Raw genomic sequence first — 16,719 nt, forward strand, 5'->3', positions numbered from 1 at the left:
AAAGAGGTATTAAAATGTGTGGTGTGATAGGATATGTTGGCTCTAATGCAACTCCTGACTTTTTTTTTAGAGGACTTGAGCGATTAGAATATCGTGGGTACGACTCATCTGGAATTGCTATGATAAATTCTGATGGTGTTTTTATTGAAAGAGCTGAAGGAAAACTAAAGAATTTAAAGCCAAAATTAGCTTATCTGCCCGAATATGCAAAAATAGGAATGGGTCACACACGTTGGGCTACACATGGTAAACCCTCTGAAGAAAATGCACACCCACATCGGTCGGAAAATATCATTCTTTTACACAATGGTATTATAGAAAATTACAAACCATTAAAAGAATTTTTAATATCTCAAGGCTATCAATTTCAAAGTGAAACAGATACAGAAGTGGCTGCTCATCTTTTAAATTATGAATTTAAACAAAATAGTCATATTAAAAATCCCTTAGAAAGAATGAAAAAATCTCTTTATTCCTTGGTCTCTAAAATTCGTGGCGCCTTTGCTTTTGGTATTTTATGTACAGATGTTCCAGATACTCTCTTTGCAGTGAAATATGGTTCTCCCGTTCTTCTTGGCCTTGGAGAAGGTGAGAATTATATGGCTTCAGGTTTAACCGCTTTAGTTGATCATACTTGTAATGTGATATTTATGGATGACAATGAAATTGCTTATGTGACCGCGAATAATATTGAAATAGTTGACTTTTCAGGAAATCCTGCAGAATCACACGTTGTAGAAGTGGAATGGCAAGGCCATATGATTGATCGTGGTGGATTTGATCACTATATGCTTAAAGAAATTCACGATCAACCAATTGCCGTAGCAAAAACCATTGAAAATAGATGTGATATTGAAAAGGGGCAAATTAATTTACGTAAGATGACTCTTTTTAATACAAAATTAAAAGAAATAAATCGTATTCAAATTATTGCTTGTGGAACAAGTTATTATGCAGGATGTCTCTCACGTTACTTTATTGAAAAATTTACAGGTATTCCGGTTGATGTAGAGTTAGCAAGCGAATCTCGTTACCGTACTCCAACTGTGAATGTCCACACTCTAAGTATAGCCGTTTCGCAAAGTGGTGAAACTATCGATACTCTTCAAGCCATAAAATTTGCAAAAGCGAATAAGGCACAAACCGTAGCAATGGTGAACGTTCCTGGAACTTCTATAGGGCATGAGTGTGACGATGAATGTATGCTTTATGCAGGACCAGAAGTAGGAGTGGCAAGCACAAAAGCTTTTTCCGCTCAATTAAGTGCATTAATTTTGCTTGGACTTACTATTGCTCAAGAACAAGAAAAGCTACCAAAAGAAAAAATTGCAGAATATATTAATGAGCTTGTTAAAGTACCAAGTTTCATAGAAAAAGTTTTAACTCTATCGAGTAAAATAAAAGAAATTGCGAAAAAATATTGTGATGTGAATAGTATTCTTTTTATTGGCCGCGGATATCAATGGCCAATAGCTCTAGAGGGCGCGTTAAAATTAAAAGAATTATCTTATATCCATGCTGAAGGTTATGCGGCGGGCGAATTAAAGCATGGTCCTATTGCGTTAATTGATGAAAATATGACTGTGGTATGCTTAGCGCCAAAAGATCAATATTATGAAAAAACAATTAGCAATATAGAAGAAATTCGTGCGCGTGGTGGTAAAATACTTTCTGTGGGTACAGAAGGTGACACTGAACTAAAAAATATTTCAAATGATTTTATTGGAATTCCGGAATGCTCCGAAATTGTTTTACCTTTTTTAACCACTGTTCCCATGCATTTATTTGCATATTGGATTGCTGTTCATAAGGGAACAGACGTCGATCAGCCAAGAAATTTAGCGAAAAGTGTTACGGTGGAATAATAGAAATTGTAAATAAACAATGACGATTTTATAATAGGATTTATTTATGGGCACAAAATATCGAGAAGTCATATTGCCTGAAAAGAAAAAAATTGTAATGATCGCTCATGATAACAAAAAAAAAGATTTATTAGATTGGGCTGTTTTACATAGCGATAAGCTTGCGGAGCATCATCTTTATGCTACAGGAACCACGGGTAAATTATTAGAGCGGGAAACGGGGTTTAAAGTAACTTGTTTTGAAAGTGGCCCTTTAGGGGGCGACATGCAAGCGGGTTCATACATAGCCGAAGGAAAAATAGACATGGTTCTTTTTTTCTGGGATCCTCTTGCAGCACAACCTCATGATCCCGATATTCGAGCTTTATTACGGGTGGCTGTAGTTTGGAATGTGCCTATGGCATGCAATCGTGCCACAGCCGATTTCTTAATTAACTCCCCCTATTTTTCTTCAGAGTACACAAAACAAGTTATAGATTTTACAGTGTATAAAAGCAGAAAAACAGATTGATTCTATTTCTTTAAAATAAAAAATCATTTAATATCTATCTATCCAAATAAAACTTTTTAGAGTTCATAGGATCAATCATATCATCCATTATTTTATTTATAATCTTTTGTCCTTTTGTTATCACATCATCTGTTGTGGGTTTATAAACGTAATCAGCAATAACTCCAACTCCTTCAATATATTGTTCCAAACGATTGTCATTTATGCGTTTTATTTTATTCCAAGCAAAGCGAATTTCACTTCCTCTAGGAAGAGCTTTTCCGTTTGGTATCATTGAAGTCGTTGTGCCTAATTCGTCAATAACAACGGGCTTTAAAAAATCTGCCCACTCAATAACATTAGCGCCTCCTCCTCCTGTGTGCATTGTTTCACTAAAAATTCTTGCTATTTTATAATCCTTAAAAATGGAAGTGAAAACATCGCATGCTGAAAAACAATTGCTATTTGTCAATACAGCAATGGGTTTATTCGTCAGAATAGGCTTTAATATATCGTTATTTTCTTTGCTATAATCAGAAGGTAAAGAATCATTTTCATCACCATCGTATCTATCAGCAGCTTGGAGCAAAACTTTTCTTTTAGATACATCATAGGGTCTTTCTTTAATAATTTTATCCATTAGTTGAATTGTATCTAAAATAGGATTAGGAAGGGGATCGTTTGAGCCTTTTCTTCCAAAATATCGTGACATTTCTAGGTTATAAAATGTATCTCTGTTTGTTTTTGAAACGAGAGGTTTTACTTTAATATTTTCTACAAAAGTTGAAGTAAACATATTTGCAATTAATTGAGGAAAACTTCCGTATCCTCCACCATTTTCACGGACATCAAATATGACACCAGAAATATTATTTTTATTTTTATCAATAAAATTTTTTATAGAATAGACTTCTTCATGAATTTTTTTACGGGATGTGACATAATCATTTAGGTCGAAATTTCCATTTGGAATAAAAGAGTTTATTCGTATAAGTGCAAAATTTTTCCCATTTCTTTCAATTATTTTTGATATAATATTTAAGTTCGAATCTTTATTATTTGAGTCATAAAAGTCACGAACCGATTCTTCAATGTTTTTTTTGTTATAATTCAAAACATATGAATTATAATTTAAATTATTGGTGATTTTATTTTGAACTAAATTTAATGATTTACTATTTTTTAATGTAGCACAATTAGGAGCGTTTGAAATATAACTTTGCCAAGGAAATGTATATACAACGATAATACCGTCGGATGCTCTTTTAATTCGTAAAGTAAAGCGACCTTCGGGGGGGTGCATATAGCCCCCATTTCTTGAAAAGAATTTTTGTACTGCTCTGGTTTTATAGGCATCTTTATTTGCCCCTCGACCCAAATAACCCAGAATTTCTATGGCATCTTTGCTTGACATTTCATCGCTGGAATAACCTTCGACACCTAAATTTCCAATGGATAATATTTCATCTAGAGGTTGCAGCTCATTAAAATTTTTAACATCATCGGGATCTGTAAAATTAGGATTATTTGTTAATTTATTGGCAATAACTAACTTTTCATTTTTTCCATTTTCATCGTATGAAAGTTTTGTACTAATAGGAAAACCCGATATGAAGCATCGGGCAGGGTAGGGGTAAATAAAACCGGTATGCAGATCTCTTATATTTCTAAAAATATCCATAGTACTTGTTAATAATTCTTCAGACGACATATTTTTATTTAATTTATTTGCTTCTTCAAGAGCATCGTAATTATAATCTTTTATTTTTTGAAGACGGTTGACATAATAATCATTAAAAACAATTTGCACAGAATTCACTAAATTGCTTTTTTCTTCGATAGAAAGCTGAGGAAGTGTCCATTTTGTAATTGAATTTTCAGACTTGTAATTTTGATTTGTGAGATCTTGATTACTATGATTTAAATTAGAATTATCATCATTTTTTTTACATGAAATTATGAATATTGATGCAATAATAATTGATTTAGTAAATTTTGGTGATTTTTTTTTGAACATGGGAGCCCCTATTTATATAAATTTATTTCAAGTTTAATAAGAAATTTGTAAAAATAATAGTATATTTAAAATTTTTATTTGTCAACAAGATTTATTTATTAAATAATAATAAATTTTAAGTTGTTTTTTGGAATATATTTTTATTTTTTTGAAGAATTCATAAAAACAAGGCTTTCCCAAGCATTTTTTCGCGTATAATTAAATACCTTTTCTAAATTATCAAAAGTATTTTCGCAGAGCTGAAAAATTTCTTTTGGCATATTATTGTAATCTTCGCTTCCATGCATCATCATAGCTGTTTTTATTTTCTTAATTTCTTCTTCTTTACTTTCATAAATTCTCTTTGCAATTGTTGATAGTTCAATCTCAAAAACCTTAGCAAAATTTAGTTCATCCAAGGGACGTTCGACGCGCCAAGAAGCAATTTTTGCAACTAATCTTTCCCTTATTTCTCTTTTATTACCGGTTGCTCCCATCAGAGTTTCCATTTCTTCCATGGTATTTTCATTGGGTTCTTCGTTTCTGCCAGTAATATCATTTAGAATTTTTTCTTTTTTAATGTAGGCTGTAACATTTCTCATGTATCTTTGTAGTGCTTTTACATATTGCAATTCATCATATAGGTTTAAAGCAGATAAAAATTCTTTATGAAAATGAATGGCATATTGTGTTTTTATATACTTGATAAATTCTCTATAATCATGATAACCACCGCGTGGTTCAAATTGTAAATAATCATAAATGGTGCGATCGCGTGTTAGTTTCTCAATCTCGTCAAATAAAGCAATTGCTGATAACGAATCATGTCTTTCATTTTGTGCTGCAAAATAAAGTAACATTTTCATTTCTCGTGGACTGGCACCAAATCTTCCTTCATAGGCAACGGAACTTTGACTTTCTTTTAAAATATCTTCTACGTTCTTTTTAAGTAAGCCTTTTTCAATTTCTGTATAAGTATTTGATGGTTCATTGCCATCATAAAGAGCTTGTTTGTCGTAAGGGTCAAGTCTTGCAATTAAATTTCTTAATCCCGGATCATAATAATCAGGATCAGGTTGTCTTAATCTTGTTAATACAGCCCATTTTGCAAGTAAAATAAGGGAGTGCGGGCCAATTTTTTTTGTTTTTTCAATTATTTTTATATCTTCTTCATAAATTTTTTGCTCAAGTTTTGCTGATAGAAGATAAGGAACTCTGACTAATTCAAATCTTCCTTTAAACGACGGCCAATCTGGTGAATTTTTAAATGCGTCTAAATGTTTTTCGTTTGTACTCGCCATCATAATCATATCAAGATCAGCAATCCCACTGGGTAAATTTATGTTCATTTTTTCTATTGTTGTTAAGAGATATTTAAATGCTTCAAGAGGGCGTTTCAATAAATCAGCAAATTCTATAAATCCTCTATTCGCATCAATTAATTCACCTTGCGGCTCAAAAATTCTTATATTTTGAAGAGCAGGTGGAATATTTTGCATATTCCGTTCCATTGTTACTTGTCTATCTTGAGCGTCAATAGCCATTTGAGGCTCAACGGAGGCAATACCAACGCGATAGCGGCTGCTATAAAAAAATCTTTCCACTTGAACATGGCGTAAAACTTTTTCAAGATCGCCTTTATAAGCAACTAAAAGTGAATCAAATATTTTTTTACTTTTAGCACCTAGCGCGCCTTCTTCTAAGTAAACAGGAATGTCTTCTGCATATAAATTATTTTCTGTAAATTTTTTATAGAGTTCAATACGTTCTTTTTTAGGCATAATGAAAAGAGGATTTTCTTTCATTTCACTCACTATTTTGCACATAATTTCATCATCTTCTAAATGAGCAAAACTTTTATTTCCATTTTTAGTGGGACTTTCATCGCCAAATCCAATGTGTTTGCTAAAATTATCGCCTAAACCTTCATAGCCAATTTTATCCGATGGAAAAATCCAATTAAATTTGTAGACAACGCCATGTTCTGTTTTGGAATATTCTTCAAGGGCATGGGCAAGAGCTTCGGCGGTCGATGATTTGCTAGAACCATTGGGGCCGTGAAGTAAGACAAGCTTATCGACTTTTCCTTGTCTGACAAATTGCTCTAAAACACGATATATATTTTCATGTGCCTCTTCCTGACCAATGATGGCGGGTTTGTTTTTACCCCTGACTCTCTCAAATAATTTGAAATGCCTTTTGGTGATATTATGAGCATATTTAACTTCACTCACTCCGAAATATTTAAACATATCGAGCATGTATTCTGCTGAATTACGTATTAATTTTCTAGGTTCTTTGCTAAATACTTCTAAAAATTCGTCATAGGAAAGAATATATTTTTGTTCTTTAAATTCTCTTTTCACGCTATCGGAAAGGTTGCTTATCAGCTCTTTGGAATGCATTGATGCCATTTCTTTTTTTCTCCTTCTTTCGATCTAAAAAAAAATGCCTGTATCTGTTAACCTCGAACCGTTCTCATGGAATGATAGAGTAAGAATTGATTTCTTGTAAGAGCACGATCCCTCTTTGGATCGTATTATTTGTCGAAAGGGGTAAAGGGTTGAAAAAGAAATTTGTAATAGACACAAACGTGTTGTTATCCAATCCAAGTGCCATTTTCTCTTTTGAAGATAATGATGTGTATATTCCTATCTCCGTTATTGAGGAGTTGGACACATTTAAAAAAGGACTCAGTGAGACTGGGAGAAACGCAAGACATTTTTCGAGAATATTAGATGATTTGCGTGAACGGGGTTCTTTAAGTATTGGAATTCCTCTCTTTAATGATCGAAAAGACAGTGGAAAAGTATATGTTGTTCTCGAATCCGATATGGCACTTTTACCGGCACATTTTGAAAGAAAGCCCGATAATTTAATACTGAGTGTCGCACTTATATTAAAGAAACAGGTTGGAAATATGCCTGTTATTCTTATTACAAAAGATTCAAATTTACGTATTAAGGCTGACGCTTTAGGTGTGAGTGTTTCTGACTTTGAGGCTGACAAAGTAAATATTGAAGAATTATATACTGGTATTGTTGAATTTGAAGTAGAATCAGAAATATTAAAAAAATATTTATCTTCTGGTTCTGTTTCTTTAGAAGAATATGAATTGATGCCCAATCAATATGTTATTCTTCGTGATGCTAAGGATCCACTCCAATTTGTTTATGGTAAATATGATCACGTGACAGGAAATCTTAAAAATTTAAATTTAGGTGGTAAAGACTTTGTCTGGGGAATTTATCCCAGAAATTTAGAGCAAAGTTTTGCCTTAGATTTATTGCTTGACGATGATGTTAAGCTTGTTACATTAGTGGGAACTGCTGGTACAGGTAAAACATTACTTGCGATTGCAGCGGGACTTGAAAAAACAACCGATGAGTCAAAATATCAAAAACTATTAGTGAGCAGACCTATTTTTCCCTTAGGTCGAGATGTTGGTTATTTACCAGGAACTCTCGAAGAAAAATTAAATCCTTGGATGCAGCCTATTTTTGATAATTTAGAATTATTATTAGGTGGAGTTTCGCAGGGGAGACAAAAACGTCTTTCGCAGAGTTATCATGAATTAATCAATCAAGGAATTCTTGAGGTAGAGCCGTTAACTTATATCCGGGGACGCTCCATTCCAAATCAATATTTTATTGTGGATGAAGCACAAAATTTAACTCCTCATGAAATTAAAACTATTTTAACGCGTGCTGGTGAAAATACAAAAATTATTTTAACAGGGGATCCCTATCAAATTGATAATCCCTATGTCGATGCCGCATCAAATGGTTTAACTTATGTTGTGGAACGGATGAAGCAGGAAGCCATTGCGGGACATGTTTCTTTAGTGAAGGGAGAACGTTCCGCCTTGGCAACTATTGCGGCGACGTTATTATAGTTTTATATTGAAACTATTTTCTAAAATATTTTATTTATCAAGACATGTTTGCTGCTTTGACTGAAACAATTTTATTTAATTCATCTGATAATTTTGTGAGTTCTTGCGAACATTTTAGAAGATGACTAGCATAATTGTCTGTCTGTTCTACAATTTTATTCATTTTTTGACTTGTTTGTTCCATTAAAACAAGAGCATTTGTCGCTTCTTTACTTCCTTTGGATTGTTCCATATTGGCAGTGCTAATTGTTTCTGCCATCTCACTGGATTCTGTTGCCATTTCAACGACACTTGTTAGCATTTCAAGAGAATTTTTTGTGTTTTTCAAACCAATCTCTAATGATTTTGAAACTTGTTCAATGGCAGTCGAAAAATTTTCTTTAAATATTTGGTTGAGTTCAACTACTCTTTGATTTGATGTTGACACTATAGATGAAATTTCAATGGAGGCGTTGCCACTTAATTTTGCTAAGTTTCCTACTTCTTCTGCGACTACGGCAAATCCTTTTCCGGATTCACCGGCACGTGCTGCTTCAACAGAGGCGTTAAATGATAATAGTTTTGTTTGAAAAACAATATCATTAATGACTTTTGTTTTTTCAGATATTTGATTTATTATTGAAGCCACTTCTTTCATTTTTTCTAAATTTATTGCGATTGTTTCTTTCATTCCATTTTGTGCAACTTTGATTTCTTTCATGGCTTCGTTTAGGGATTCTAACGAATTTAAACTTTGCTCAACAGTTTGTTTTGTTCTTGCAGATAATGAGGATGATTGTTTTGCAGATGCCGCTGTTTTCGCAATCATTTCGTTCATTTGGGTCATTGCTGCGGCCGTTTCATGGATTGATGAGGCTTGGCTTGATCCTGCAGAGTTGAGCACTTGAGAAGTCTCATTCAATTCGTTTGCTGTTGACATAAGTTCATCAGTTTCTTCTTTGAGTGTTTGTATCACCTGCTGAACGGGTAATATGACTTTGATAAGTTGTTGTGTTCCTGACCATAAAGAAACAAAAATAGCTAAAATCGTGGCAATAGCAAACCAAAGAAGATTTTCATTTCTGACTTTTCTTACTTCAATGGCAATATCGTCTGCATAAACGCCGTGACCAATCATCCAATTCCATGGTTTGAATAACTTAACATATGAAGTTTTTGGCTGTGGTTCAGCGGAACCCGGTTTAGGCCACATGTAATCGACAAAACCTGAGCCATAGTTTTGTACAGTTTGTACCATTTCTTGAAAAATTTTTTTCCCCGTAGGGTCTTTCATATCAGAAAGATCTTTTCCTATTAAATTAGGTATGAATGGATGCATAATCATTGTGGGATGCAGGTCATTAATCCAAAAATATTCATTGTTACCATATCTTAAAATTTTTAATTCTTCTGAAGCGAATTTTTGAGCTTGTTGTTCTGATATTTCACCTGATTTTTCTTTGTCATAATAAAATTGCAACGTATTAAACACAGCTTCTAGTGCGGTTTGAACGGAGTTTTTTTTAGATAATTCAATGCGCGCCTGATAAGAAGGTAACGTAAAAAAAAGAAAAACCAGCATTAAGGGTATGGCTGCTAAAACCGCAAAACCTATTGAAACTTTTAGTGAATGAATATTATTTAAAATCTGTTTTAGAATATGCATGATTATTACCTCGACAGTTTTTACATTTTAATGATATATATAAAAAATATTTCATTTAAACTGAAATTGGTATAATTTTGACAATATTTAAAATGAATTTAATTAATATTAGTTATTTGTTTGTAGTGATTAAATTTCCTAGAATTAATTCGGAAATTCTTTCCAGATCATCAAGAGTATAGTAGCTGATTTCAATTTTACCTTTATTCGTATCACCGGTAATTTTTACTTTTGTACCAAGAAGACCTTTGTATTGATCGCATATGTATCTCAGATCGGGAGATATGGAATCCGTAAGGGTTTTTTGATTTTTTTCAGAGCGCAGTGTTTTGACCAGATCTTCCGTTTGTCTGACCGATAATTTCTTTTTAACAATGATGGAATGCGCTTTTAATTGTAATTTTTCATTATCAAAAGAGCATAAGGCTCTTGCATGACCTGATGTAATCACCTTTGTATGTAAATCGTTTTGTATTTTCTCAGGTAGAGAAAGCAAGCGGATCGTATTTGCTATAGTCGCTCTGCTTTTTCCTATGCGTGTCGCAAGAGCTTCTTGAGAATAGTTATGCTCTTCAATGAGTTGCTTAAAGGAATGCGCTTCTTCCAATGCAGAAAGTGATTCTCTTTGAATATTTTCAATGAGGGCAAGCTCTAGTTTTGAATGGTCGTGGAGTTCTCTGACAATGCAGGGAATTTTATCAAGTCCTGCTATTTTTGCGGCGCGCCAGCGTCTTTCACCAGCAATAATTGTTACCTTATCGTTGTTATCTGTTGAAACAATAATAGGTTGCAAAATACCATAGGTTCGTATGCTTTGTGCTAAATCTTCTAGACTTTCAGGATCGAAATTGTATCTCGGTTGATTTTCTAAAGGCATAAGAGAATTTATTGAAATATATTCAATGATTTGGTTTTGGTAGTAGTTTTTAGATTGGTCTGAAAATTTTTGATTGAAGGTCATCGCTTTTTGCTTTTCGTAATTTTGGGGTTCTGATCCATTGGCAGTTGTGGTCATAATTTCATCTCCTCTGGACAAATGAAAAGTCTAAATCGAGTTCTCATTTGAATACAAGTGATTCAGGAATTACTTAAAAAATTTAGTGTAAACAATAAATTATAACGAAATGTTTCACGTGAAACATTTTTCTAATGCTAAATTCATTTTCGCATAGCTTGAAAATGAGGAGTACACCACGCGAATAGGTAAATATGACCTAGTTGGAAAATCTTTGGCTTATGAAAAATTAAAAAAATACAGATCATGCTAAATAATTAAATATTTTCATTATCTTATAGCAAAATGTTTCACGTGAAACATTTTCAAACTTTTTTAAACAGTCATTCCTTTTTTTCTTTCAACGGAGTCGAGATTTTCTTACCAAAATAAAAGAGAGGGGTAAATAAACAAATATTTTCTGTAGCTTGTGACGAAATGTTTCACGTGAAACATTTTCAAACTAGAACAATCGTAAGTTCATCGTGTCAATACCTCAGAGTTCATAGGGATGTCATACCGAAACATAACTAGATAAACGAATAGGTTTTATTATTTCAAAATAGAATTTTATATTGAATTTCAAAATGAAGATTTAAAAAGTCTTTTTTATTTTAGGATATTAAATTTCATGAAGAGTATCGGCGTTAGATGTGTAGAGCTGTTTCGTACATTGAAATATCAAATGTGAGTCTTAATTTCGTAAGGGGATTTCTATGACTTCACAAAGACCTAAACTCATCTCTATATTAATTAAAAAAAAGCTCTATGAAGAAATCGAACAAATCATTTCAATTATAAAGCAAGGATTTGATGTCCATGTAAGAACTGAATTTCAAGAGGTTGAAAAACTACTCATTGAATTGCTTGAAATTGAATTGAGCGTCAGCGGTCTAGAATATCGATTGATATCAGATCCTCAGTTTTTAGAAATAGATTTTGATCAACTGGCCTTCAGCAATGAATATTCTATTCAACCAACCGTATTTGTGAACGCCAAATCTTTAGAGAGCGGTTCGGGGTTTGTAAAATTTATGGTCAGATCTCCAGATCACTTATTATGTTCAACTTCTTCTGCAATAGAAAAAATTTTAAAACATTTTGGGATTTTAATTTATTTAGATGTTTTTGATTCGAATAAATTATCGCGTCTCAGACAAATTGCTAAGTTTATGGGATTGCGCGTTCTTGTTGATGCCGTCATTCAGACTGCTTATTTAGGAGGCTTTTTGGGGGATTCTGAAAAGGCCGGGTATTACCTCGAAAACCTACAAACTCAAAATGATGATTTTCATAGCAAAAACGAAATTTCTATTGAAAGGTGTGCAGAAAAATTTTTTTCGTATGTGCTCATACGTAGTGAAGAAGCGCATACTTTTTTAAAATCAAGTTTAAGCTACTATGCAGTAAGACATCAGGGTTTCACTATGACGCGAGCGAGCCAAGTTCTTCAAATTTCAAGGACGACTTTGCAGGAACACCTTAAATTAGCGGATCAACTTGGGGTGTCGAATTTTTTTGATGGTTATCGTGAAAAAACAATTTAATTGAAATTTTAATTGCAAATTATGTGAGCGAGGGCTTGCAGAAACTCAAAGTTCACAGTAATAACAAGGCCAGATAAAGGAACGAGCGGGTGCTGCTTGGGTTGCCGAACCTAAACAACACCGTTTTTGTTTTAGATATTTTATTTTCTTTGGATTATTCAGTGCTTCGCGCTGAATTTGCGCTGAGGTGGAGTAAATGGCAGGCTCTCTAGATATATATCCGTTTCATGATACAGAAGGTGCCATACGTTTTGGTATCCAGATTGGAATTTTTTTGGTCGGAGTTGTAGTTGCACAGAAGTATATTATTGCTCCTGCGGTGCGTCTTCATAATGAACGTAAAAAAAGAACAATCGGATCTGCGGAAGCATCGCGTCTGGAACATGATCGGGCTAGAAAACTCGAATTAGAATACTTGGCTCACCTCAAAAAGGGAGCTCAAGACGCTAAGAGTTTAAGAGATCAGGAAATTCTAGCGGCACAACAAGCAGCTAGTAAAATTATTGCGGACAATCAAAATAAAGCAGAATCGTACTTAAATGACGTACGTAATAAGCTTGAGCTTGAAATGGCAGAGGCGAAATCTAATTTACCAGGTAAGGTGAATGATCTCGTTTCTACAATTTACAAAAAAATTGGATTAGCTGTTTTACTTGCCTTTTTTGTAGGACAGTTTCATCATACTCCGGCAATAGCTGCGGGTGGTGGTGAGGTTTCTTTCTGGTACAGTATATTTTGGCCTTATTTTCAATTCGCTATATTTCTTGTCGCTCTTGTCTTTTTTGCGAAAAAACCCATAACAGCTATGCTTGAGAAAAATCGTAGCGAGTTAAAGGCGCGTCTTTCTGAAGCGAGAGAAGCTGCGGTATTAGCAGAGCGTAAATCAAAAGAGTTCGAAGTAAAAATTGCTTCGTTGGAAAAAGAAATTGCAGATTTAAAAGAGCAAAGTCTATTAGACGCTAAAATTGAACGCGATAAAATCATGACTGAAGCAACAATAATGTCAGAGTCTATTTTAAAAGATGCGGAACGAGCAGCGTTAGAACTTATCACACGTAGCCGTGAAGAAATTCGTCAAGAATTATTTAATCTTGCTCTTCGTCAAGTTGAAAAAACACTGACCCCTGAAAATCTGACGTCGCTTGATTCTAAATTCAAGTCTGAAACAATGGACGGAATTAAGACGCTGAATTGATTTTTAAATCTCATCAATTCAGTTTTTCTGTGGAGTTTTATTAAGTATGAATAAATTTTCAGGCCCTTTGGCAAGACGTTATGGAAATGCGCTTTTTGAATGCGCCATTGACGCGGCAAATAAAGAGGATTCCAGTCTATTTGATCAATATATAGATTGTTCTCGCATATTATTGTCCGTTTTTGATAAGAAAATGAGATCTTTTTTTATAAATCCAACTTTATCTTATGAAGAAAAAATCAGTCTTCTTGATACTGTTTTGGATAAAGTATTTTCTGGAGGTAAGAAAATACCAACAGATTTATTCGGTTTTTTAAAGATCATGCTTGAAAATAATCGTTTTTCTGAGCTTCCTGCTGTGTTAAAAAACTTTCTGCTTAAAGCGGATGAGCACAAAGGTGTTGCTCGAGTTAAAATTATCTCGGCAAGTCATCTTAACGACGCGGGAACGGTTGATTTTAGTTCTGTTCTTGAGTCTGCATTAAATAAAAAAATTATTATTGAGGCCGAAGTGGATGAGTCATTGCGCTCTGGTTTCATTATTAAAGTTGGAAATACAAACGTAGATGCGAGTTTGCGGTCTCGTCTTTTGAATCTTAAAGAGTCTTTGAGTTAGGAGTTGAATTCATGGAGCGTATCCGAGTTGATGAAATTAGCGAATTATTAAAACAAAAAATTCAGGCTTTTGGTCAAAAGGCGGATGTGTCTGAAGTAGGACGCGTTGTTTCTATTGCAGACGGCATGGCGAGCATTTTTGGTCTTGAAAAAGCAATGATAAGCGAGCTGATTCAATTTGAAAACGGGGTAAAAGGAATTGTTCTTAACCTCGAAGAATCAAGTGTGGGCGTTGCTGTTTTTGAAGGCGCCGATACAGTACGCGAAGGCATGCAAGTGCGTCGTACGGGCAAAGTAAACAGTATTCCCGTGGGACCACAGCTATTAGGTCGTGTCATCAACGCTCTTGGTGAACCGATTGATGGCCTTGGCGATCTCAACACGACTGAAACAGCTGTTGTTGAAACCAAAGCCCCTGGTATTATGGCACGTAAGAGCGTCCATGAACCTATGCAAACTGGAATTAAGTCCATTGACTCCATGATTCCCATTGGACGTGGACAACGTGAGCTTATCATTGGTGACCGTCAAACAGGTAAAACAGCGATTGCTGTCGATACGATTATCAATCAAAAAGGCAATGGTGTGAAATGTGTTTATGTCGCTATTGGACAAAAATACTCGACTATTGCTCAGGTTGTTGAAAAATTACGCCGCGCAGGAGCTCTTGAGTATACAACGATTGTTGTTGCGGGCGCTTCTGAAGCAGCAACTCTTCAGTTTATGGCGCCTTATACAGGCTGTACTATTGGTGAGTATTTCCGTGATCGCGGTGAACACGCGGTTGTTTTCTATGATGACTTAACAAAACATGCGCAAGCATATCGTGAGTTATCTTTGTTACTTCGCAGACCGCCAGGTCGTGAAGCGTATCCTGGGGATGTTTTTTATCTTCACAGCCGTCTTCTTGAACGTGCTTGTAAATTAAATGATGAGCTCGGTGCAGGAAGTCTAACAGCATTTCCAATTATCGAAACTCAAGCAAATGACATTTCTGCATATATTCCGACAAACGTAATTTCTATTACGGATGGACAAATCTTCCTTGAAGCCGACTTATTTAATGCAGGTATGCGTCCTGCTGTGAATGCGGGTCTTTCAGTTTCCCGTGTGGGTGGCGCTGCTCAAACAGCTGCTATGAAGCAAGTGGCAGGAAACCTTCGTCTTGAGTTGGCTCAATATCGTGAGTTAGCTGCATTTGCGCAATTTGGTTCCGATCTTGATGCTGCTACGCGTAAGCAAATCAGCCGTGGGCAAAGATTAACCGAACTGCTTAAGCAAGCTCAATATTCTCCATTGCCTATGGAAAAACAAGTTCTTACGATTTTCGCGGCAATTAATGGCTATTTAGACAATATTGAAGTGCGTTTTGTAGGTGCTTTTGAACGTCAAATGCTTAATTATTTTGAAGCTACACATAAGAAAATTTTAGATGAAATTGCATCCGGTAAGAAGATGAACAACGAGTTGCAAGCGGAAATTAAAAAAGCCCTTGACGATTTCGCAAAGAGGTTTGAGCCAAATGCCAGCAAGTCTTAAGGATCTTCGCAGTAAAATAAAGAGTGTTAAAGGCACTCAGCAAATTACAAAAGCCATGAAGTTAGTTTCTGCTGCGAAGTTTGGACGTGCGCAGCACAATGTGGTGAATTCAAGACCTTATGCTCATTCACTCGCACAGTTAACTTCTAAAATTGCAGGAGTTCTAAACGGTGGATGCAATCATCCGCTTATGAACGCATCTTCTTCGAAAGTGGCTGCGGTACTCGTTATTTCGTCAGAACGAGGTCTTTGTGGTGGTTATAATGCCAATGTGACTAAGCAAGCAATTAAAACAATTTCAGAACTCGAGTCTGAAGGTTTTAAAGTTGCGGCAGTGTGTATAGGCAAAAAAGCATTACAAATATTAAGCCGTAGACGTAAACTTCAATTAAAAAGCAAAGACGAGCCTCTTTATCTGACTGAAAATGATTATTTTAATAATCCGCAAGTTTTAGTTTCAGAAAACGGGCTTGCTTCTATCACGACACAATTTGATAAACCAACCCATGCTATGGCTACACGTTTATCTAATGCTTTTGCTCAACTTTACTCAGATGGTAAAATTGGAAAATTTGTTGTTGTATATAATAAGTTCCAGTCTGCTATGTCTCAAACTCCAACCTCTGATGTCGTGTTGCCTCTTCATATTGGAGCTACTTCCATTGAAGCTGAGCCCATTTTTGAGCCTGAAGTGGATGAGTTGCTTTCATTAGTTGTTCCTCGTTATATGGCTTCAAGATTATTCCAAACGCTTCTTGAGGCTATTGCTAGTGAGCACGGTGCACGAATGACCGCAATGGATAATGCCACGAGAAATGCTAAGGAAATGGAGCGCAAACTCCAAATTACTTACCAACGAGCTCGACAAGCGGCAATTACTAAGGAACTTATTGAAATTATAAGCGGTGCTGAGGCATTGTAATTTTAAAAAATTTGGA

At 34.8% G+C, this 16,719-nt stretch carries 12 protein-coding genes; 8 read left to right on the top strand and 4 right to left on the bottom strand.

Annotated elements, in window-relative coordinates; translation table 11 throughout:
* Positions 1-14: 14 nt before the first annotated feature.
* On the top strand, positions 15-1,865 hold the full coding sequence (glmS, locus tag AXG55_RS00225) for a glutamine--fructose-6-phosphate transaminase (isomerizing) (RefSeq protein WP_148696144.1): 1,851 nt from the start codon (positions 15-17) through the stop codon (positions 1,863-1,865).
* Between the two features lie 46 nt (positions 1,866-1,911).
* The gene (locus AXG55_RS00230; protein WP_148696145.1) at positions 1,912-2,376 is read left to right on the top strand and encodes a methylglyoxal synthase; all 465 of its coding nucleotides are present in this window, start codon (positions 1,912-1,914) and stop codon (positions 2,374-2,376) included.
* Positions 2,377-2,410: 34 nt separating this feature from the next.
* On the opposite strand, the gene AXG55_RS00235 is transcribed toward AXG55_RS00230, so the two are convergent.
* Positions 2,411-4,372, bottom strand: coding sequence for a S41 family peptidase (locus AXG55_RS00235; RefSeq protein ID WP_148696146.1), 1,962 nt, complete (start codon positions 4,370-4,372; stop codon positions 2,411-2,413).
* A 140-nt stretch (positions 4,373-4,512) separates the two neighbouring features.
* Positions 4,513-6,765: a hypothetical protein gene (locus AXG55_RS00240; RefSeq protein WP_148696147.1), complete on the bottom strand. Its 2,253-nt coding sequence runs from the start codon at positions 6,763-6,765 to the stop codon at positions 4,513-4,515.
* Between the two features lie 149 nt (positions 6,766-6,914).
* On the opposite strand from AXG55_RS00240, the gene AXG55_RS00245 reads away from it, so the two are divergent.
* A complete protein-coding gene (locus AXG55_RS00245; RefSeq protein WP_148696148.1) occupies positions 6,915-8,246 on the top strand; it encodes a PhoH family protein in 1,332 nt (443 codons plus the stop codon).
* Between the two features lie 37 nt (positions 8,247-8,283).
* Here the strand turns inward: AXG55_RS00245 and AXG55_RS00250 are convergent, their stop codons facing one another.
* Positions 8,284-9,891 (bottom strand): cache domain-containing protein, encoded by a 1,608-nt coding sequence (locus tag AXG55_RS00250; RefSeq protein ID WP_148696149.1) that lies wholly within the window; start codon positions 9,889-9,891, stop codon positions 8,284-8,286.
* Between the two features lie 112 nt (positions 9,892-10,003).
* Positions 10,004-10,906, bottom strand: coding sequence for a ParB/RepB/Spo0J family partition protein (locus AXG55_RS00255; RefSeq protein ID WP_148696150.1), 903 nt, complete (start codon positions 10,904-10,906; stop codon positions 10,004-10,006).
* A gap of 695 nt (positions 10,907-11,601) precedes the next feature.
* Here AXG55_RS00255 and AXG55_RS00260 point away from each other — a divergent pair.
* From AXG55_RS00260 to AXG55_RS00280, 5 genes are all read left to right on the top strand, one after another.
* Positions 11,602-12,432 carry a hypothetical protein gene (locus AXG55_RS00260; protein ID WP_148696151.1) on the top strand — a complete coding sequence of 277 codons (831 nt, stop codon included), beginning with the start codon at positions 11,602-11,604 and terminating at the stop codon, positions 12,430-12,432.
* Between the two features lie 274 nt (positions 12,433-12,706).
* A complete protein-coding gene (locus AXG55_RS00265) occupies positions 12,707-13,627 on the top strand; it encodes a F0F1 ATP synthase subunit B family protein (protein ID WP_233231266.1) in 921 nt (306 codons plus the stop codon).
* A 46-nt stretch (positions 13,628-13,673) separates the two neighbouring features.
* On the top strand, positions 13,674-14,243 hold the full coding sequence (gene atpH / locus AXG55_RS00270; RefSeq protein ID WP_148696153.1) for an ATP synthase F1 subunit delta: 570 nt from the start codon (positions 13,674-13,676) through the stop codon (positions 14,241-14,243).
* Positions 14,244-14,254: 11 nt separating this feature from the next.
* Entirely contained in the window at positions 14,255-15,781 is a 1,527-nt protein-coding gene (gene atpA / locus AXG55_RS00275) for a F0F1 ATP synthase subunit alpha (RefSeq protein WP_233231267.1), read from the top strand.
* Entirely contained in the window at positions 15,765-16,703 is a 939-nt protein-coding gene (locus AXG55_RS00280; RefSeq protein WP_148696154.1) for a F0F1 ATP synthase subunit gamma, read from the top strand. Before atpA ends, AXG55_RS00280 begins: the two co-directional genes overlap by 17 nt.
* Positions 16,704-16,719 lie beyond the last annotated feature (16 nt).

Source organism: Silvanigrella aquatica (assembly GCF_001907975.1).
In the GTDB taxonomy this organism is placed as follows: domain Bacteria; phylum Bdellovibrionota_B; class Oligoflexia; order Silvanigrellales; family Silvanigrellaceae; genus Silvanigrella; species Silvanigrella aquatica.